The sequence below is a fragment of the Pseudoxanthomonas mexicana genome (assembly GCF_014397415.1).
Lineage (GTDB): Bacteria > Pseudomonadota > Gammaproteobacteria > Xanthomonadales > Xanthomonadaceae > Pseudoxanthomonas_A > Pseudoxanthomonas_A mexicana.
In genome coordinates this window covers 2,334,937-2,354,899 of the sequence record NZ_CP060731.1, presented here as the reverse complement: position 1 = coordinate 2,354,899, position 19,963 = coordinate 2,334,937, and the positions used below count along the sequence as shown (strand labels likewise).

Annotated in this window: 19 protein-coding genes and 1 tRNA gene; 10 read left to right on the top strand and 10 right to left on the bottom strand. The window is 66.5% G+C overall.

From position 1 onward, the window contains the following. Positions 1–66: 66 nt before the first annotated feature. Positions 67–948, bottom strand: a complete 882-nt coding sequence (htpX, locus tag IAE60_RS11050) for a protease HtpX (RefSeq protein ID WP_162108936.1) — start codon at positions 946–948, stop codon at positions 67–69. A gap of 121 nt (positions 949–1,069) precedes the next feature. Here htpX and gluQRS point away from each other — a divergent pair, with 121 nt between their 5' ends. The 6 genes from gluQRS (at position 1,070) to IAE60_RS11020 (ending at position 4,763) form a co-directional block, all read left to right on the top strand. Further along, positions 1,070–1,990, top strand: coding sequence for a tRNA glutamyl-Q(34) synthetase GluQRS (gluQRS, locus tag IAE60_RS11045; protein ID WP_187572280.1), 921 nt, complete (start codon positions 1,070–1,072; stop codon positions 1,988–1,990). A 44-nt stretch (positions 1,991–2,034) separates the two neighbouring features. Then, positions 2,035–2,775 carry a beta-ketoacyl-ACP reductase gene (gene phbB / locus IAE60_RS11040; RefSeq protein WP_187572279.1) on the top strand — a complete coding sequence of 247 codons (741 nt, stop codon included), beginning with the start codon at positions 2,035–2,037 and terminating at the stop codon, positions 2,773–2,775. Positions 2,776–2,958: 183 nt separating this feature from the next. Then, entirely contained in the window at positions 2,959–3,462 is a 504-nt protein-coding gene (gene phaR, locus IAE60_RS11035) for a polyhydroxyalkanoate synthesis repressor PhaR (RefSeq protein WP_162108933.1), read from the top strand. A gap of 75 nt (positions 3,463–3,537) precedes the next feature. After that, positions 3,538–4,278, top strand: coding sequence for an acetoacetyl-CoA reductase (gene phbB / locus IAE60_RS11030; protein ID WP_187572278.1), 741 nt, complete (start codon positions 3,538–3,540; stop codon positions 4,276–4,278). A gap of 53 nt (positions 4,279–4,331) precedes the next feature. Then, on the top strand, positions 4,332–4,502 hold the full coding sequence (locus IAE60_RS11025) for a hypothetical protein (RefSeq protein ID WP_156383629.1): 171 nt from the start codon (positions 4,332–4,334) through the stop codon (positions 4,500–4,502). A gap of 42 nt (positions 4,503–4,544) precedes the next feature. Further along, positions 4,545–4,763, top strand: a complete 219-nt coding sequence (locus IAE60_RS11020; protein WP_187572277.1) for a hypothetical protein — start codon at positions 4,545–4,547, stop codon at positions 4,761–4,763. 3 nt (positions 4,764–4,766) lie between these two features. Here IAE60_RS11020 and IAE60_RS11015 read toward each other — a convergent pair whose 3' ends face one another. The 6 genes from IAE60_RS11015 to IAE60_RS10990 all read right to left on the bottom strand — a co-directional run bounded on the left by IAE60_RS11015 (position 4,767) and on the right by IAE60_RS10990 (position 9,453). Continuing rightward, a complete protein-coding gene (locus IAE60_RS11015) occupies positions 4,767–5,207 on the bottom strand; it encodes a phage tail protein (protein WP_187572276.1) in 441 nt (146 codons plus the stop codon). Between the two features lie 79 nt (positions 5,208–5,286). Beyond that, a complete protein-coding gene (locus IAE60_RS11010) occupies positions 5,287–5,637 on the bottom strand; it encodes a bleomycin resistance protein (protein ID WP_187572275.1) in 351 nt (116 codons plus the stop codon). A gap of 115 nt (positions 5,638–5,752) precedes the next feature. Beyond that, a complete protein-coding gene (locus IAE60_RS11005) occupies positions 5,753–6,079 on the bottom strand; it encodes a hypothetical protein (RefSeq protein WP_187572274.1) in 327 nt (108 codons plus the stop codon). 91 nt (positions 6,080–6,170) lie between these two features. Next, entirely contained in the window at positions 6,171–6,710 is a 540-nt protein-coding gene (locus tag IAE60_RS11000) for an SRPBCC family protein (protein WP_244966554.1), read from the bottom strand. Continuing rightward, positions 6,707–7,618, bottom strand: coding sequence for a M48 family metallopeptidase (locus IAE60_RS10995; RefSeq protein ID WP_187572273.1), 912 nt, complete (start codon positions 7,616–7,618; stop codon positions 6,707–6,709). The genes IAE60_RS11000 and IAE60_RS10995 overlap by 4 nt, the downstream gene beginning before the upstream one ends. Before the next feature lie 17 nt (positions 7,619–7,635). Further along, a complete protein-coding gene (locus IAE60_RS10990) occupies positions 7,636–9,453 on the bottom strand; it encodes a formylglycine-generating enzyme family protein (RefSeq protein WP_187572272.1) in 1,818 nt (605 codons plus the stop codon). A gap of 214 nt (positions 9,454–9,667) precedes the next feature. On the opposite strand from IAE60_RS10990, the gene rnd reads away from it, so the two are divergent. Together rnd and IAE60_RS10980 are read left to right on the top strand one after the other, a co-directional pair. Next, complete coding sequence (rnd, locus tag IAE60_RS10985; RefSeq protein WP_425504473.1) at positions 9,668–10,720, top strand: ribonuclease D; 1,053 nt, start codon at positions 9,668–9,670, stop codon at positions 10,718–10,720. 17 nt (positions 10,721–10,737) lie between these two features. Next, positions 10,738–10,813, top strand: a tRNA-Ala gene (locus IAE60_RS10980). A gap of 123 nt (positions 10,814–10,936) precedes the next feature. On the opposite strand, the gene IAE60_RS10975 is transcribed toward IAE60_RS10980, so the two are convergent. The 3 genes from IAE60_RS10975 to IAE60_RS10965 form a co-directional block, all read right to left on the bottom strand. After that, positions 10,937–13,681, bottom strand: a complete 2,745-nt coding sequence (locus IAE60_RS10975; RefSeq protein ID WP_187572270.1) for a TonB-dependent receptor — start codon at positions 13,679–13,681, stop codon at positions 10,937–10,939. 272 nt (positions 13,682–13,953) lie between these two features. Then, the gene (locus IAE60_RS10970; protein ID WP_187572269.1) at positions 13,954–14,853 is read right to left on the bottom strand and encodes an alpha/beta hydrolase; all 900 of its coding nucleotides are present in this window, start codon (positions 14,851–14,853) and stop codon (positions 13,954–13,956) included. A 44-nt stretch (positions 14,854–14,897) separates the two neighbouring features. Then, a complete protein-coding gene (locus IAE60_RS10965) occupies positions 14,898–16,514 on the bottom strand; it encodes an alpha-glucosidase family protein (protein ID WP_187572268.1) in 1,617 nt (538 codons plus the stop codon). 370 nt (positions 16,515–16,884) lie between these two features. On the opposite strand from IAE60_RS10965, the gene IAE60_RS10960 reads away from it, so the two are divergent. Next, a complete protein-coding gene (locus IAE60_RS10960) occupies positions 16,885–18,270 on the top strand; it encodes an MFS transporter (protein ID WP_187572267.1) in 1,386 nt (461 codons plus the stop codon). Continuing rightward, the gene (locus IAE60_RS10955; protein WP_187572266.1) at positions 18,270–19,946 is read left to right on the top strand and encodes an alpha-amylase family glycosyl hydrolase; all 1,677 of its coding nucleotides are present in this window, start codon (positions 18,270–18,272) and stop codon (positions 19,944–19,946) included. Before IAE60_RS10960 ends, IAE60_RS10955 begins: the two co-directional genes overlap by 1 nt. Positions 19,947–19,963: the final 17 nt, after the last annotated feature.

Genomic DNA, 19,963 nt, shown 5'->3' with positions numbered 1-19,963 from the left:
CCTACGAAAAACGCTGAAAAAAACCCGCCTTCCGGCGGGTTTTTCGTTCCTGCGGCCTCGCGCGGCTCAGGCGACCGTGGCCTGCTGTGCGCGCAGCGCGGCGATGCGCTCCTCCAGCGGCGGGTGGCTGAGGAAGAGCTTCTTCATGCCCTGGCCGATGCCGCCGGCGATGCCGAACGCTTCCACCTGGGCCGGCAATGTGCTGGGGCGCTGCTGCTGCTTCAGGCGCTCCAGCGCGGCGATCATCTTCTGCCGGCCCGCCAGCGAGGCACCCCCGTGGTCGGCGCGGAATTCGCGGCGGCGCGAGAACCACATGGCGATCATGGTGGCGAACAGGCCGAACACGACTTCCAGCACCATCACGATGATGTAGTAGCCGAAACCACGGCCCTCGCCCTCGCGGTTGCCGGACAGGAAGCTGTCCACCACGCCGCCCACCACGCGCGCCAGCACGATGACGAAGGTGTTCAGCACGCCCTGCAGCAGGGCCATGGTCACCATGTCGCCATTGGCGACGTGCGCCACCTCGTGGCCGAGCACGGCCTCGGCCTCGTCCTGGTTCATCGAACGCAGCAGGCCGGTCGACACCGCCACCAGGGCGTTGTTGCGGTTGGCGCCGGTGGCGAAGGCATTGATCTCCGGCGCATCGTAGACGGCGACTTCCGGCATGCCGATACCGGCCGCCTGCGCCTGGCGCTGAACGGTGGCCACCAGCCAGCGCTCGGCATCGTTACGCGGCTGCTCGATCACCTGCGCGCCGGTGGCACGCTTGGCCATCCACTTGGAGGTCAGCAGCGAGATCAGCGATCCGCCGAAGCCGAAGATGGCGGCGAAGACCAGCAGCCCCCCCAATTGGTTGGGGTTCACCCCCAGCAGCGACATGACGATGCCGGCCAGGACCAGGACGGCCAGGTTGGTAGCGAGGAACAGGGCGACGCGCGTGAACACGGTTGAAGCTCCAGAAATGACGTGCAAGAACAGAGGTGGACGCCGCAGAATTGCGGTTGTGGCGACACGAATTCAAGCCAATGGCTGACTGTGCGGTTCAGCTTTCCTTTCTTTCCGACGAATGACCGAGACGCTTCCCCACCCTCATTACCGCGGACGCTTCGCGCCCTCGCCTACCGGCCCGCTGCATTTCGGCTCGCTGGTGGCGGCATTGGGCAGCTGGTTGCTGGCGCGACACCATCAGGGGGAGTGGCTGGTGCGTGTGGAGGACCTGGATCCCCCCCGCGAAGTTCCGGGCGCCGCCCATGCCCAACTGGCCACGCTGGCCGCATTCGGCATGACCTCCGACCTGCCCGTCGTCTGGCAGAGCCGGCGCTATGCGCGGTATGCGCATGCACTGGAGCGCTTGCTGGCCGGGGGCGCGGCCTTCGAGTGCCGTTGCAGCCGCAGCGAGCTGGCGTCTGTCGGGGGCATCCATCGCCGCTGCGTCGCGCGCGACCCCTCCCGGCCGGCCGCCGTGCGGCTACGTGTTGACGAGGGCACAGCCGTGGACTTCATCGATGGCCTGCAGGGCCGCATCGCGCAGGCGGTCGATCGCGACGTCGGCGACGTGGTCCTGCGCCGAGCGGATGGCTACTGGGCTTACCAGTTGGCGGTGGTCGTGGACGATGCGGAACAGGGCATCACCGATGTCGTGCGCGGGGCGGACCTGCTCGACTCCACCCCCCGCCAGATCCTGCTGCAGCGCGCGCTGGGCCTGCCCAGGCCGCGCTACCTTCATCTGCCGCTGATCGTCGACGTCCACGGCGACAAGCTGTCCAAGTCGATGGCCGCCCTGCCGGTGGACGATGCGTCACCCCTGCCCGCCCTCCGCGCCGCCTGGCAGGCGCTGGGACAGGCGCCTGCCCTGCTCGCCGGCCTGCCGACGGTGACCCAGGCGATGCAGGCCGCGGCCCGCGGCTTCCGGCCCGAGCGCCTGCCAAAAGTGACACACATGACATTCGCTGCGGCGCACAACAACCCTGTTGCAGGCGCTGTCTAGAATCGGATCGCCGTCGGCTTGCGGCGGTATACGGAGATCCCCCAATGACATCGCGCGTCGCCCTGGTCACCGGCGGCACCGGAGGTATCGGTACCGCCATCTGCAAGAAGCTGGCCGACATGGGCCACAAGGTCGCCACCAACTACCGCAACGAGGAGAAGGCGCGCGCGTGGCAGGCGCAGATGAAGGCCGACGGCTACGACATCGCGCTGGTGAAGGGCGACGTGACCTCGCCGGACGAGGCGCAGGCGATGGTGAAGGAGGTGGAACAGACGCTGGGCCCGGTCGAGATCCTCATCAACAACGCCGGCATCACCCGCGACGGCACCTTCCACAAGATGACCGCCACCCAGTGGGGCGACGTCATCAACACCAACCTCAATTCGGTGTTCAACGTCACCCGTCCGGTGATCGAAGGGATGCGCGACCGCAAGTGGGGCCGCATCATCCAGATCAGTTCGATCAACGGCCTGAAGGGACAGTACGGACAGGCCAACTACGCCGCCGCCAAGGCCGGCATGCATGGCTTCACCATTTCGCTCGCGCGGGAGAACGCAAAGCTCGGCATCACCGTCAACACGGTGTCGCCCGGCTACGTGGCCACCGACATGGTGATGGCGGTGCCGGAGGAAGTCCGCGCCAAGATCGCCGCCGACATACCCACCGGCCGGCTCGGCAAGCCCGAGGAAATCGCCTACGCGGTCGCCTTCCTGGTCGACGAACAGGCCAGCTGGATCACCGGCTCCAACCTGGACATCAACGGCGGCCACCATATGGGGTGGTGAGGCAGCGCGGGAACGGGGAGTTGGGGCGCCGGCCTCCTGCGATGCAGCTGCCGGCGAAGGATCACGTCTTTCCCGTTCCGGCGCCCTGCTCTCCCTGAACAGGGACACCCTGCCCTCCGGCCTGTTGCAAGGGCTGTTGCGCTGCGTCATGCTGCTGCAATACGCGTTTAGAGCGAAGACTCAATGGCTGCGATCCGCATCATCAAGAAGTATCCCAACCGTCGTCTGTACGACACGGAGATCTCCAGCTACATCACCATCGAGGATGTGCGCCAGCTGATCGTGGACGGCGAGGATTTCGAGGTCCGCGACGCCAAGACCGGCGACGACCTGACCCGCACGGTGCTGCTGCAGATCATCAGCGAGCAGGAACAGGACGGCGAGCCGGTCCTGTCCACGCAGCTGCTCAGCCAGATCATCCGCTTCTATGGCGACTCGCTGCAGGGCTTCATGGGCAACTACCTGGAGCGCAGCATGCAGCTGTTCATGGAGCAGCAGCAGCAGTTCCGCAGCCAGATGGGCAACCTGCTGGGCCAGACGCCCTGGACCATGATGAACCAGCTGACCGAACGCAACATGGAGTTGTGGCAGGAGTTCCAGCGCAACCTGACCGGCGGCATGGGCCGCCCCACGACGGTCAAGCCGAAGGACGCTCCGCGCGAGACGCCGAAAACGCGCGCTCGTTGATCCGCTACGTAGTGAGACCCGGCCCGCGCCCTGTTGCGCGGGCCTTTTTTTGAGCCACACCCTCAGGAACTTCGCATGACGCAACGCATTGCCGTGGTGACCGGTGGCTTGGGCGGTCTGGGTTTGGCGATCTGCCAGGCCTTGGCGAACGCCGGCCGCAAGGTGATCGCCGCCGACCTGCCCGCCTCCCCCGAACGCCTGGCCGAGTTCCGGGCCCGTACCGCCTCGCTGGACATCGAGACCGCCGTCGTCGACGTGGCCGACTTCGACGCCTGCGCCGCCTTCGTGCACGAGGTGGAAACGCGCCACGGCGCCCTCGACATCCTGGTCAACAACGCCGGCATCACCCGCGACGCCACCCTGCGCAAGATGGACAAGGCGCAATGGGACGCGGTGATGGGCGTGAACCTGGACAGCGTGTTCAACCTGTGCCGGCACGCGGTGGACGGCATGCAGGCGCGCGGTTTCGGCCGCATCGTCAACATCAGTTCGGTGAGCGGCCAGACCGGCAACTTCGGCCAGGTGAACTACGCCGCGGCCAAGGCCGGCCTGCACGGTTTCTCGATGTCGCTGGCCCGCGAAGTCGCGCGCAAGGGCGTGACCGTCAACAGCGTCTCGCCCGGTTACGTGGAAACGCCGATGACCCGGTCCATGCCGGACGAGGTCCGCGAGCGGACCGTGGCGTCGGTCCCCGTCGGGCGCATCGGCCAGCCAGCCGACATCGCGCGCGCAGTCGCCTTTCTTACCGCGGACGATGCCGGCTACATCACCGGCGCCAACCTGCCGGTGAACGGCGGCCTGTTCATGAGCTTCTGACCGGATTCCCGGTCGTACGACGATCTCTTCTCGAACCCTCAAGAGACTCCCCGATGAAACTCACTCCTCCCACCTTCGGTGTCTGGCTGATCGCCCTGCTGCTGGGCGGCGGCGGCATCGCCGCGAAGTTCGGCTACGTGCCGGTGCTGGCTCCGCATGCGTTCTGGCTGGTGGTTGCCGGCTTCGGCCTGCTGGTGGCCGCGACGCTCTTCAGCAAGCTCTGAGCCACGGGCTATGCTCCCGGTGTCGATCATCGGGAGTCGGCCATGGAACTGATCGCCGCACTGCTCGGCGGCCTGTGGAGCAGGCCTCGCCTGGTGGTCCCTCCGTTGCTCGGCATCGCGGCGGGTCTGGCCTTGTTCCACCTGACCGGCAAGGCACCTTCGTCTGCCGCCATGGCACTTGGCTGTGCCCTGCTCGGCTTGGTCATCGGCTTCGCGCTGGATTACCTGCGCGACCCCTCCCCGCGCGATCCCGGCGCCTGACCGTCATTCCATTTCGAAACGTTCGAAAGCGATCTCGAGTGTCTCGAACAGGGTGTCGCCCACCGCCGCATCCATCGGTGAAGGCGCGTACGCCGCCGGTCGCGCCCGCAGGAAGCGCCAACGCATCACCGGGTTGCCCTGCTCGTCCAGCAACGTGATGGTGACCGTGCGCCGCGCATCGCCCCCATTGCGTGCCTCATCCCACCACTGATACCAGGCGAGGGAACCGGCCACGCCCCGGCGCAGCAGCAGGTTGTCGTACCGGGTCAGCGTGGGGAGTTTCGTCGCCTCCAGCACCCTGTCGTTGCCATTGCGGTACTCGTTCACCAGCAGACGGGCTTCGGGGAAGACCACCTCGGACACGCCCGCATCGGGCCCGTCGCCCAGACCGAGGTCGACGTGGAAATTCATTCCGGCATACGGACGATCGCGCTGTACGGGCATGGCACGGGCTCCATCAGGGAAGGAGAGCGCGCCCGTGTGGGGCACACGCTCTTCCAACGCGATTCCTCGCCCGCGGAGGTCAGGCCGCCTCCACCTGCCCTATCCACAGCCGGTTGCCATCTGGATCGTCGATCCGGAACTCGCGCATGCCGTAGAACGTAGTCTCCAACTCCGGCACGTCCAGCCCGTTCGCCCGCACCTGCGCATGGAAGACGCTGATGTCGTCGGGATAGAGGTACAGCACCGCGCCGCGCGGCGCGTCCGGGTTCACGTTGATCGACTGGTCCAGCATCACCTGGCAATCGCCCCAGCGCAGCTTCGCCCAGCCCCAGTCGTCACGGCGGTCTTCGAGGGTGAAACCGAGCTTCTCGTAAAACGCGATCGCCCGCGGCAGATGGCGGACGGGCTGCATGGGGATGATCTGGGGCATGGATATCACTCCTCGAACGGGGCTTCCGGCAAACAGGCTATCGCCCTGCGCTGGCGGACGACGTGCAGCGCCGGATGCGCGATGGAACCGGTCACCGGCCCTCCGTCGGCAGAGCTCACACGGAGATGAACAACCCGGGGGCGTACGCGGCCGCCAACAACGCAACGATGCCGACGACGCTGACCGTGAGCGCAAGCGCTGCATGGCGCGTCCGACCGCTTTTTGCGGCCACCGCCGCAAGGCACAGACAAAGCATGGGCAAGGACCACCATCCCTTGATCGTGCGAAACACGAAATGCGAGTAGCCCGACTGGACGACGTCAAAACCGGCCCAGGTGTCGGCGAATGCGTCGCCGGCACCGTGCTGGATGGCATAGATGAAATAGCCCTGCGCCAGTACCAGTAGCAGCACCATGACAACGATCGCGATTCTCTTGAACACGAGCCCCCCTCCCTCGAGCCGAGCGTTGATGTCGTTCCTCAGGCAAAGCGGCCGAAGGCAGCCTTCGTCCCGATGGCCGGATGCGCCTGGCTCAGCGCGGGGCGCCCTCGTTGCCCTTGCGCAGGAACGTCGCCAGGCCGCCCAGCTGCAGGCCCTGCACCTTGTCCACGACGGGCGCGAACTTGCCGATGTCGTCCGGTGTGTATCCACCGGCGCGGTACCACAGGGTGATGCGGGTGCCGCCGTTCTCTTCGGCGAAGCGCCACTCGAGCGCGCCGTGCAGCCCCATGCCCTGCAACGGGCCGAGGCCGCCGGTCATGCGCATCAGTTTGCCAGGATCGGTGAAGGTCACCGTCATATGCCAGGCCTGCTGCGCGCCGTTGATCTCGCAGAAGCAGCCGCCGGCCTTGTCGCTGATCGACAGCTTCGAGGCATCGCCCCACCAGGTGTGGTCGGCCGGCCACCAGCGGCCGACATCGTTCACCAGCGCCGCGTAGGCCACCTGCGGCGCGACCGGTACCCATTCGGAATTCTCGAGGGTGAAGCCATTAGGCTGCGCATCCTTGACCGCCGCCTGCACCGGCGCGGCGACCGCAAGTCCCAGCAGCACGACACCTGCCAGCGTCTTCACTGCGCCGCTCCCTGCGGGCAGAACTTCGCGCGGTAGGCCATCGCCTTGGGCATCAGCGCGGTGAGGTTCTGGATGCGCGTGCCGGGATTGGGGTGGGTGGAGGAGAACTCCGGCGGCGCCTGGCCACCACTGGCTTCGCTCATGCGCTGCCACAGCGGCACGGCTTCCTGCGGATTGAAGCAGGCCGCCGCGGCCAGCATCAGGCCCACTTCATCGGCCTGCGTCTCGTGTTCGCGTGCGTAGGGCAGCAGGTAGCCGTAGCCCATCGCGGCCATCACCATCTGCTGTTGTTGCGGATCCATGCCGCTCATGGCGCCGGCCATCTGACCGATCTGGGTGAGCTTCTGCTGCGACATGCGCTGCGCGCCGTGGCGCAGCAGGGCGTGGGCGATCTCGTGCCCCATGACGACGGCCACGGCATCGGCGTTCTGCGCCACCGGGATCAGGCCGGTGTAGACGGCCATCTTGCCGCCTGGCAGGCAGAAGGCATTGGCCTGGTCGGACTGGATGACGTTGACATCCCAGTCGAAGGATTTCCAGTTGCCGCTGGGCTGGGTGCCTTTCTCCGCCGCGATGGCGGCCTCCACCTGGGGCACCTTGGCGATCAACCGTTGCGCGATGGTGCGCACCTGCTGGGCGATCTGCGAATTGGGATCGACCGGCTGCTCCTGCTGCAGGATTTCCTCGTAGGCCTGCAGGCCGAGCGCCTTCTCCTCTTCCACGCCGATCGAATTGTCGATCAGCACCTTCTCGCCGGTATACGGATCGACGACGCGGTTGTTCAGGTAGTAGCACCCGCCGTACACCAGGAAGCCGAGCAGGATCAGCCAGCGCAGGTTGCCCAGTCCGCCGCCGCGACGCCCGCCACCCTGCCCGTACTGCGAGCGACCGTAAGGATCTTGCCTCATCACCCTCTCCCTGGCGGCTAGATGCCGCGAACGACGCGGAAACCCACCCGCGCATTAGTCATATCCGAATCCGAAGACGAACGCCATGCCGCGCGCGCCTGTGCCGGTGAACTGGCCCAGGAGCCGCCGCGCACGACCCGCGACCGGCAGCCGGGGTTGAACCACGCGGCCCCGTCTGCCGGAGCGCGCCGGTAGCTGGCATGCCAGCAGTCGCCGACCCATTCACTGGTGTTGCCGTCCAGGTCCTTCAGGCCGAAGGCATTGGCGCGGAAACGGCCTACCGGCGCCGGTCCCCAGTAACCGTCGCCATAACCGACGAACGCGTTGTTCCAGGTGCGGCCACTGGGCGAGCGGTCGTTGCCCCCGGTCAGGTTGGCCACACCGCGCGGCGGCTGGCCGTTGCCCCAGGCGTAGCGTCCCTGCTGGCCGGCGCGCAGCGCGTATTCGTATTCAGCCTCGCTGGGAAGCCGGTAGCCGTGCCCGGACTGGCCGGCCAGCCACTCGGCATAGGCCTCGGCGTCGTACACGCTAACGTGGAGCACCGGCATGTCGTCGCTGGCGGGCTGGCCTGCGTAGTCGGATCGCCAGTCCACCCCGCTGCGACGGACGAAATTGCCGCTGCGTTCGTCATAGACGATGGAATGGCCGCGTCGGGTGGCCCGTGGCCGGTACTGGGTGGCCTCGACGAAACGCCGGAACTCGCCCACCGTCACCGGATGCCGCGCCATGGCGAAGCCGCGGTCGAAGCGCACGTAGTGCGCGGGTTTCTCGGCATCAGCGGCATCGACCTCGTCGTCGCCCGCGCCCATCAGGAAGCCTCCGTGCGGTACCACCACCATTTCGGGCCCGCGCCCGCCGTTATGCAACGCCTCGGTGAACGCCTGGCCGGGACGGAACAGGCCGTAGTGGGTTGCCAGGTCGATGCGCTGCCGGAAATCGGCGGCTACGCGGTTGCCCGGTTCGGCGATGCGCAGGACCTCGGCCAGCTTGATCCGCGCATCCTTCAGGCCCAGTGGCGTGACCAGGTCGCGCACGCCGGCGTCGCGCAGTTCGACGATGCGTGCCAGGCGGATGGCTTCCACCCGCACGCGCGCGTCGGCCACGGTCTGCGCGTCCTGGCGGACCTGCGCGGCATGGTCCAGCCAGCGCCGGGCGGTGGCGAAGTCGCTGCCGTGGGCGGCCTCTTCGGCGCGCCGGATCATCGCGCTCTCGACCGCCGCCACGCCCTGCAGGGCACGCGGCTGGCCCGGTTTCCACTTCAGCACTTCACGGAAGCCGGCCAGCGCGCCGCCACCTGCTTCGCCCAGCCGGCCCTCGCGCAGCGCACGCTCGCTGGCCACGTTCAGCCGGGTGAGCTGATCGGCTTCGTCCACCCGGGCCAGATACGTCGCAACCGCCGTATCGCCGGGTGCCACGGTGCGTGCGACGGCCGCGATCTGGCGTGCGCGCCGCAACGATTCGGTGCGGTCTTCGGCATGGCGCAGCGTCTGCCGCCCCTGCTCCAGCAACCGGTCGAGGCTGCGGTCGAGTCCGCGTCTGGCGCGGGCGTCCGCAGGATCCAGGCGCAACAGCGCAAGGTAGAGCGGAATGGCATCGTCTGCCGTATCGAACAGACGCCCGTCGGACAGGGCGGTCGCGGCACGGCGATGCGCATCGGCAACGCCCTCGGGCGCCAGCGCCACGGCCGGCGGGCGCCAGTTCAACTCCTCCACGCTGCTGTCGTCGCCACTGACCGTCACGCTGGGCATGCGTACGGCATCGGTGGCGCCTTTGGCGTCGCCTGGACCCGCCGCATCGCGCGAGCACGCGGCGAGCCACGGCAGCGTGAGCAACATGACGGCAAGGATCGCGCGCAAACACCCTCCGTGATGGGAGCGACCGGCCCCCGTGAGAGAATGCCGGCAGACAATACCGTCAGACGATACTGGCTGAGCCGGGACCTTAGGTTATTGTCCCCTGACTGAGCAAACGACGCATTACGCGGAGACCACGTTGCCCCACTGGATAGACACCCCCGCCGCGCTGGATGCGCACCTGCAGCGCCGGCCCATGCGGATCGGCCTGGATACCGAATTCGTCCGCGAGCGCACCTTCTGGCCGCAGCTCGCGCTGGTGCAGATCGCGCTGGACGACGACGTGCTGCTGGTCGATCCGCTGGCCCCGGGCATGACCGACGCCCTGCGGCCGTGGCTGACCGATCCCGCGATCACCAAGGTGATGCACAGCGCCAGCGAGGATCTGGTGGCGTTCAAAGTGGCCTGCGATGCGTTGCCCACCCCCCTGTTCGACACGCAGATCGCCGCCGCCCTGGCCGGAGTGGCGGCAGGCATCGGTTACCAGAAGCTGGTGGAGCGCATCACCGGCGTCGTGCTGCCCAAGGGCGAGACACGCTCGGACTGGCTGCGACGGCCGCTCAGCGAATCGCAACTCCACTATGCCGCCGACGATGTGCGTTACCTGTTCGCCGTGCACGATGCCTTGCGGACAGCGCTGGCGTCTTCGGGACGACTGGGCTGGCTGGAAGAGGACTGCGCGCGCTTCGTCGACAATGCCGCACAGGACGAGGGCGAGCGCTGGCCGCACCTGGGCATGCGCAGTGCGCAGTTCCTGGATGCGGATGCGCAACGCCGCCTGGTGCGCCTGCTGCGCTGGCGTGAGGCGCAGGCCCGGGCCAGCGACAAGCCGCGCAGTTGGATCCTGGACAACGAGCTGGTCGTGACACTGGCGCGCACGCCGCCAACGGACAAGACGGCGCTGCTGCGCCTGTTCGACAGCCAGCCCAAGGCGCCCCGCAAGCTGGCCGATCCGTTGTGGCAGGCGCTCGCCACGCCCGTGGACGACGAGGCCGCGATGCCGCTGGCGCATGCCGCCAGCGACGGCGACAAGGCCCGGCTCAAGCGACTGCAGGATGCCGTGTCCACCCGGAGCGCCGGCCTAGGCCTGCCCGACGGCGTGCTGGCTTCGCGGCGCCACCTGGAAGCGCTGCTGGAATCCGGCCAGTGGCCCGCCTCCCTCGCCGGCTGGCGACGCGCCGAACTGCAACCCGTGCTGGAGCCGATCCTGGCCGGCCCAGGCTTGGCACAGGCGCCCGCCGCGGGCTAGAATGGCGCCGCTCTTGTGGGGCCATAGCTCAGCTGGGAGAGCGCGTCGTTCGCAATGACGAGGTCGGGAGTTCGATCCTCCCTGGCTCCACCATCCAACACGAAAGGCCAGGCGAAAGCCTGGCCTTTTTCTTTGCGCCACTCGCGCTGCCTCGCCAAAGAAAAAGCCCGCCGGCACGAGGCCGACGGGCTGGGAGAACTCAAGGTATCGCGTGAATCAGAACCGGTAGTTGACGCCCAACAGATAGGTGCGACCCCACTCGATGTACTCCAGCGGGCGATCCTTGGTACCGGCGTAGGTCTGGTAGGCCTCGTCGGTCAGGTTGCTGACCTGGAACAGGACGCTCAGACCGTTCAGCGCGTGGCCCTCGGGGAACGAGTAGCTCACCTGCGCGTCAGTGATGTCCTCACCCACCACGTAACGCAGCGTGCGATCGCCATCGAAGTTGCCGATTTCGCCGATGAAGTCCGAACGCTTGCGCTGGCTGACGCGCGCTTCGAAGCCATTGCGCTCGTAGTAGGCGGTGAGGTTATACACGCGCTCGGAGAGACCCGGCAGCATGATGTTCTGGCTGCCCACGCTGTTCACCGCACCGGGCGGTGGCGGGATAGTGATATCGCTATCGTTGAAGCCCGCGCTCGCGATGACGCCAAAACCTTCCAGCACGTCACTGAAAAGATTCAACGGCAGCGATGCGGTCAGCTCCAAGCCTTTCAGCGAGCCACCTTTGCCATTGTACGGCGCGGTGAAGCTGCCAACGGTCTGGAGCGGCGGTCGAGTACCCGGCCACGGATAGTCTGCCAACAGGCCGCTGTAATCGTATCCCTCGCGCTTCTCGGTGTAGATGTAGGTGCGCAGATCCTTGTAGAAGAATGCCGCCGCGACATATGCCTTGTTGCCGAAGTACTTTTCCCATGACAAGTCGAACGCGTAGGCCTTCCACGGATCCAACTCGGGGTTGCCACCGCTGCCGCCCGGTTTGCCGTTGGCCTCGTCAACGCCGAATTCCAGCGACGCGCGAAGTTCATCCACGCGCGGACGCGCGACCTGCTCAGCCAACCCCACGCGCAGCGTCTGTTCGGCGGGCAGCGAGAAAGCCAAGTTGAGGCTGGGCAATACCTCGGTATACGTCTTGCCGCGGGTGATCGGAAAGACCTGCTGGCCTGCCGGGCGCCCCCGATCGAAGTAGCGCGACGTCGACGACTGGTCCACGTGCTGGACCTGTAGGCCGACATTGCCGCGTACCGGCACCGAACCCCACTCGGTATCGATGTTCAAACGCGCAAATGCCGTTCCGATCTTCTCGTTGACATCCCATGCCTTCGGAATCAGATAGTCGAGGTCATCCACCGGATTGAACGTCATGTAACGGGCGACAGCGGCCGGGACGTTCCATGAGGGAATGTAGCCGATGCCGGCGAAGCGCAGGTCCACCAGCCCGTACTGCAGATCGGGGGCGATCGCGCTAATGCCCTGCGCGCCGAGATTGATGCTGCCCTCCGGCTGACGCTTGTTCTTCTCTCGATCTGCGTAGTTCAAGCCCACGTCCAAGTCCGTGAACCAACTCAGACTTTCCGGCATTGGAAACGATGCGCCCACCCTGATTGCACGCAGTTCGTCCTCCACCTTTGGCGTCTTACCGTAGCCAGAGCCGTAGATGGTATTGGCGAGAAACAGCCGAGAGGAATCCGAATAATCCAGACCCGGCGCCATCTGGGAGAAGCTACCGCGACGAATCGCCAGCTGGATCGTATCCAGCTGCGGATTAGGCAGCAGCTGCGTGTTGTTCTCGAGACTTATCTCATCGCGCTTGGTCTTGGACCAGCTGACGTCGGCCACCCAGCGCACCGAGCCCGTATTGAACTCATTGTTCCAGCCAAACGCGCTGATCTCATCCTCGCGGTAGTTGTACATGCCGCGAACCAACGGATAAACACCCGTCAGCGTACCCCCTGCAAAAGAACCGTTGCGCAGCTCGACGTTGCTGTAGACGCAGTCTGGATTACACGGGAAGTTGCCGTTGTACTGCGTGTTGACCTCCCACTGGTTGGCCGTACTCTCCTGCTCGGCTTCCGAGTAGAACAGGTCCAGCGTACTAGTCCACGCATTGGACGGGCGAAACTGCAGGGTGGCCATCACGCCATCACGCTTGGTCTCACCGGTACGGCGCAGTGCCTTCATGCCGTCAGTCGCGAACGTCCCGACCGGCAATCCAGGGCGAGCATCCGTCTTCCACGGTTCGTACAGGCCCACCTGGTTTTCCTGCACCGGCGTGGTCGAATGCGAATACCCGATCGAGAAGCCGAACGTGCGGGCTTCGTTCTGGGTGATGTAGCTGGCGTTGATGCGCTCGCCGTACGCGGACGCATCGGCCGCGTTGCCGAGCGAATTGCGCTGGCCGCGGATGCCGACCGCACCGACCGGTGCATCGAAGCTCAGTGGGCGCACGGTCTGCATGTCGACCGTACCGGACAGGCCCTGGCCGACGAGGCCGGCGTCGGGCGTCTTGTACACGGTCACGCCGCTGACCAATTCGGACGGATACTGGTCGAATTCGACGCTGCGGTTGTCGCCGGTGCTGACCATCTCGCGGCCGTTCAGCAGCGTGGTCGAGAAGTCGGGCGACAGGCCGCGTACGCTGATCACCTGCGCACGGCCGGCGACACGCTGCGCGGCCAGGCCCGGCAGGCGAGCGAGCGATTCGGCGATGCTGACGTCGGGCAGTTTGCCGATGTCTTCGGCGGAGATCGCTTCGACGATGGAGGTGGAATCGCGCTTCACCGAAATGGCGCTTTCGATGCCGCGGCGGATGCCGGTCACCACGACGGTGTCCAGTTCGGTGGCGTCGGCTTGCTGGTTCTGTTCTGCGGTGGCTTCGGCCGTCTGGGCCTGTACGCCGGTCGCGGTCAGCGCGATGGCGGACGCCAACGCCGCGCTAAGCAGGTTGCGCTTGAGTTGCATGTTCCCCTCTCCAAGGACGTTGTATGCGATGAGCCGGGTGCGTCGCTCGATGCGATCGCCCGGCTCTGCCACGCCGGGGCGGGTGCCCCGGAACGTGCGGCCATGGTAGTGGTGCACGCAGCTGCACAAACCGCGCTGCATACGTATTCATGCATATTCCGCGTCTTCATGTAACGCGCAATCCATGCCAGCACGCAGGCGTGCGAACGCCACCCTCGCTGGATGCGAAGAGCATTCACCTGCGCAGTGGGGCACCGGGATCCGCCAGCGGTTCAGGGACGCAGTAGGAACACCAGGGGCACCTCGATGCGATCGCGCCACGCGGCTTCGTTGTGGGCCGCGCCGAGATAGCGATGACTCACCATGTCCACGCCGGGCCGGTTCCCACGCGCGCGCATCGTGGCATCGACGCGCTGCTGGTACGGCTCGTACTGCGCGTCGATGGCCTCGGTGCCGTAGTCAAAATAGAAGCGATGGCGGCCTGGCGCAGGCAGATGGCTCTCCACGTAGTCCTCGACGATGCCGCCGGCGATCGGCCAATGCGTGGAGACGCACCCCGCCCCGCCGAATACCTGGGGAAACTCCATCACCGCGTACGCGGAGATCAGGCCGCCCATGCTGGACCCCATCACGAACGTGTCCGACGGCCCCTTCAACGTACGGTACTGCGCATCGATGAACGGCTTCAGTTCGGTGGCCAGGAAGGCCAGGTAATCGTCTGCGACGATCTCGGCCGTCGGGAACGGCGGATCGCCCGGCGTCGGGATGAAGCTCTCGCCCTGGATGGCCTTGCGTGGCATGTACTCCTGCAGGCGCTTGGGCGTGTTCCACACGGCCACGACGATGGCCTGTCGCACATGACCGTTGCCGATCAGACGCGTCATCGCCTCATCCACGCCCCAGTCGACGCGGGTGTAGGAGGTGGAGGGATCGAACACGTTCTGGCCATCGTGCATGTAGAGCACCGGATAGCGTGCGTCCTTCGCCTCGTCGTAGCCGGGTGGCAGCCACACATCCACGTTCCGGGCCGCGACATGGCGCGAAGGAAACTGCGCATGGCGCAGCAACGTACCGGTGACGCCCTCGCCGACAACCCGCTGAGCGGGCGGTGAAGGCGACGCGACATCCTGCGCCAGCAGCGCGCACGACGCGACGGAGAGCAGCAGTGCCATGCCGATCCGAACCACTCCGCTGCCCATGTTCACGGCACTCCGATTCAATCGATGACGGCGTAGTACACGCCGCGGGCCGGAAGCGCGAGCGTGCCATCCTGCAGGGTGCCGGACGGCAGGCCGTGACTGTCCACCGGATGCGGCGACAGGCCGGTGGGCAACTTCCATGCGACGGGTTGCGGCGACAGGTTGAACACCACCAGCATCGCCGCGCCCTCGGTCTCGCGCACGAACGCCAGCACCGGTTCCGGCGCATCAAGGAAGCGGATGCGGCCCACCCGCAGTGCGGGCTGGCTGCGTCGCCAGCCCAGGAAGCGCCGCACCTGGTTGAGGATGGAATCGGGATCGGCGTCCTGCGCGGCCACGTTGATGGCGCGGTGCTCAGCCGGGATCGGCAACCAGGGCTGACCCTGGCTGAAACCGGCCTGCTCGCCTTCGTGCCACGGCATCGGCGTGCGGCAGCCATCGCGGCCCTTGAACTTCGGCCAGAACGTCTTGCCGTACGGGTCCTGCAGCGCTTCGTACGGCACGTCGGCCTCGGGCAGGCCCAGTTCCTCGCCCTGGTAGAGGCAGACCGATCCGCGCAGCGAACACACCAGCGCCACCAGTTGCGCCGCCAGCGCCGGCGAGGCATCGCCGCGACCCCAGCGCGTCACGGCGCGCTGCACGTCGTGGTTGGAAATGGCCCAGCACGGCCAGCCTTCCACCATCGCCGCTTCCAGGCGCTCGACCGTGTCGCGGATGTAGCCGGCCGTGCCGTCGTCGGTCAGCAGCTCGAAGCTGTAGCCCATGTGCAGGCGCTGGTCGGTGACGTACTCGGCAGTGGTGGCCAGCGAGTCTTCCGACGAAATTTCGCCCAGCGCTCCCGCGTCCGGGTACCGGTCGAGCAGCGCACGCAGGCGCTCCAGGAAGCCGATGTTCTCCGGCTGCGTGTTGTTGTAGTAGTGGTACTGGTACGCGTAGGGGTTGTCGGGACTGAAACCGCGACCCACGCGCTTGTCCTTCGGCTTGGGCGGGTTGTCGCGCAGCTGCGCATCGTGGAAACAGAAGTTGATCGCGTCCAGGCGCAGGCCGTCCACGCCGCGGTCCAGCCAGAACTTCACGTTGTCCAGCGTGGCGTCCTGCACGGCCGGATTGTGGAAGTTCAGGTCCGGCTGGCTGGCCAGGAAGTTGTGCAGGTAGTACTGCTCGCGGCGCGGCTCCCAGCGCCAGGCCACGCCGCCGAACAGCGACATCCAGTTGTTGGGCGGCGTGCCGTCTTCCCTCGGATCGGCCCACACGTACCAGTCGGCCTTCGGGTTGTCGCGGCTCTCGCGGCTTTCCTTGAACCAGGCGTGCTCCACCGAACAATGGCTCAGCACCTGGTCGATCATCACCTTGATGCCCAGCGCATGCGCCTTGACCAGCAGGGCGTCGAAGTCGGCCAGCGTGCCGAACATCGGATCCACGTCGCGGTAGTCGGCGATGTCGTAGCCGAAATCGGCCATCGGCGACTTGAAGAACGGCGAGATCCAGATGGCGTCCACGCCCAGGCCCGCGATGTAGTCCAGCTTCTCGACGATGCCGGGCAGATCGCCCACGCCATCCCCGTTGGTGTCCAGGAAGCTGCGGGGGTAGATCTGGTAGATCACCGCTCCGCGCCACCAATTGTTCTTCTTCATTGCGGCACCGGTCTGCATGCATGGCGCACCCCTCCGGTGCGCACGGCGGGCGCCACTATTCCACGCCCCGCCGACATGCGTGAGGGCGACGCGTCATGGGCGCGCATGAATACGTATGCATGCAACGCGAACGTCGGCGGACGAGCGTAGCGCGTTGGTCGGCATCCGAGGTTGTAAGGAACGGCCGAAATCCAGGTGCGGCAAGGGCTTGGGCGGTAACTCGACGCTCGGTGGGCACGATCGGCCGCACCCGGTGCGCTATCCGCATTGTTTGCGGTGCAGCATGGAAACGCCCGCGCTTGCCTGCAAGATGCCGCCACGCCCGCGACCTTCGCGCACGCCCTTGTCCACGCTCCGCCAGGAATCCTGCATGACCGCCAAACCACGCCTGTCCTTCTGGCAGATCTGGAACATGTCCTTCGGCTTCCTCGGCATCCAGTTCGGTTTCGCGCTGCAGGGCGGCTTCATGTCGCGCATCTTCCAGACCCTGGGCGCGGAGAAGGATGCGCTGCCGCTGCTGTGGATCGCCGCGCCGCTGACCGGCCTGCTGGTGCAGCCGATCATCGGCTATCTCAGCGACCGTACCTGGCATCCGCGCCTGGGGCGCCGGCGGCCGTTCTTCCTGATCGGCGCCATCCTCAGTTCCATCGCCCTGGTGTTCATGCCGCACTCGCCCACGTTGTGGATCGCGGCAGGCCTGCTGTGGGTGCTGGATGCCAGCATCAACATCAGCATGGAGCCGTTCCGTGCGCTGGTGGCCGACAAGCTGCCCGAGGAACAGCGCTCGTACGGCTTCGTGCTGCAGACGCTGATCATCGGCGTGGGCACGTGGGTGGCCAGCAACCTGCCCTGGTTCATCGCCCAGCTCGGCGTACCGAACGAAGCCGGCCCGGGCGTGGTGCCGCCCTCGGTGAAGGTGGCGTTCGCCATCGGCGCCTTCGTCTTCATGGCGAGCATTTTGGTGACCATCCTCACCACGCCCGAGTATCCGCCGGAGGACCTGCAGCGCTTCCGCGACGAACAGAAGCGCCGCAGCAACTTCGCTGGCGAAATCGTCCACCACGTGGTCCACATGCCCGCGCAGATGCGCCGCCTGGGGCTGGTGCAGTTCTTCAGCTGGCTGGCCTTCTTCGCCATGTGGAGCATGGCCACCCCCGGCCTGACCGAACACGTATTCAAGGCGCCCGCGCCGGACCCGGCGGCCTTCGACATGGCGGTCCCCGCACAGGCCGCCGCCTTCCAGTCAGCCAATGCCGCCTTCCAGAACGCGGCCGACCTGGTCGGCTCCTACATGGGCTATTACGGGCTGTCGTCGATGCTGGTCGCCCTGCTGCTGAGCTTCTATGCGGCGCGCTTCCCGCTCAACCGCAAGGCGGTGCATGCCGGCTCGCTGTTGCTGGGCGGCGTCGGCTTCCTGTCGATGTGGTTCGTACCGCATCCGGCCTGGCTGATCGGCTCGTTCGCCCTGGTCGGCGTGGCCTGGGCCAGCATCCTGTCGATGCCGTACGCCCTGCTGTCCAGCCATGTGCCGGCGGAGAAGATGGGCATCTACATGGGCATCTTCAACATGTTCATCGTGATCCCGCAAATCGTCGCCGCCACCCTGCTGGGCCCGGCCCTGCGTGCGTTCTTCGCCAACGAGGCGGTCTTCGCGCTGGTCATCAGCGGCGCCAGCCTGCTGCTGGCGGCGCTGGCACTCGTCCGCGTGCGCGAACCTGCGCACGCGCCCGTCTCCCTCGCTTCGCAGGCCCATTGATGAAGTTCCCACGCCGACCGCTCGCCGCCAGCCTGGCCGCCCTGCTCTGCCCCCCCTTTGCCGCACTTGCCGCGGACGATTTCTACGGCACCACCGAGCCTTTCGCGAAGGAGGCGGTGTACTTCGTGCTGACGGACCGCTTCGTCAACGGCGACCCGTCCAACGACCACCGCGACCAGGGCGGCGCGAACCGCACCTTCGACCGCCCCACCCCGGGCGCGCCGGAGGGAAGGACCGACAACGTCGGCTACCTGGGCGGCGACTTCAAGGGCGTGCTGGACAACGCCAGCTACATCCGCGACCTCGGCTTCACCTCGGTGTGGATCACGCCGATTGTGGACAACCCGGATGAAGCCTTCACCGGCGGCGAAGAAGTGAAGTGGGCCGGGATGTTTACCGACCGTGGCAAGACCGGCTACCACGGCTACTGGGGCATCAACTTCTACAAACTGGACGAGCACCTGCCCAGCGAAGGGCTGGACTTCGCCGGCTTCACCCGCGCCATGAAGGAACAGAAGCTGGACGTGGTGCTGGACATCGTCGGCAACCACGGCTCGCCCGCGTATTCGATGCCGAAGATGCAGCCCCAGTACGGCAAGGTCTGGGACAGGGACGGCAGGCTGATCGCCGACCACCAGAACCTGGATCCGGACAGGCTGGACCCGCGCCGCAAGCCGATGCACGCCTTCTACAACACCGGCGGTGGCCTGGCGCAGCTGTCCGACTTCAACGAGAACAACCCGGCGGTGATGGAGTACCTGGTCGGCGCATACGAGCAGTGGATAGACCAGGGCGCGGCGGCGTTCCGCGTGGACACCATCGCCTGGATGCCGCACGCGTTCTGGAAGGAATTCGCCGACCGCATCCGCGCGAAGAAACCGGGCTTCTTCATGTTCGGCGAGAACTTCAACTACGACGCCGCCAGCATCGCCGGCCATACCTGGGCCCGCAACGGCAGCTACAGCGTGCTGGACTTTCCGCTGAAGGCCAAATTGACCGAGGTGTTCGAGAAACCGGGCACCGGCTACGAGGAGATCGGCAAGGCGCTGTACCTGGAAGACGGCCCGTACGCCAACCCGTACGACCTGATGACGTTCTACGACAACCACGACATGGCGCGCATGAAGGCCAACGACGCGGGCTTCATCGACGCGCACAACTGGCTGTTCACGGCGCGCGGCATTCCGGTGATCTACTACGGCTCCGAGATAGGCTTCGAGCGCGGCAACGCAGAGCATGCCGGCAACCGCAACTACTTCGGTCAGGAACGCATCGACGCGGCACCACAGAGCCCGATCTTCGCCCCGCTCAAGCGCATCGCCCAGCTACGCCGCGATACCCCGGCCCTGCAGCGCGGCCTGCAGCTCAACGTGCGCCTGAAAGGCGACCAGGCGATTTTCTACCGCGTCCTGCAGCACGAAGGCGTCACCCAGACCGCGCTGGTGCTGCTGAACAAGGCGGATGCGCCGGCGAAGCTGTCGGTGTCGGAGCACCTGCAGTCCGGACAATGGCGCGATGCGTTCACCGGCAAGACCCAACGCGTGCGCAACCGCCTGCAGGCCGAGGTACCGGCGCACGGTGTGCGGGTGTTCCTGCTGGACGCGCCGATCACCCGCGCCGATACGCGCGCGCGCCTGGCCGAGCTGATGGCGCGCAAGGCGCCGAAGGCGGATTGAGGGGCCCCACTGTAGGA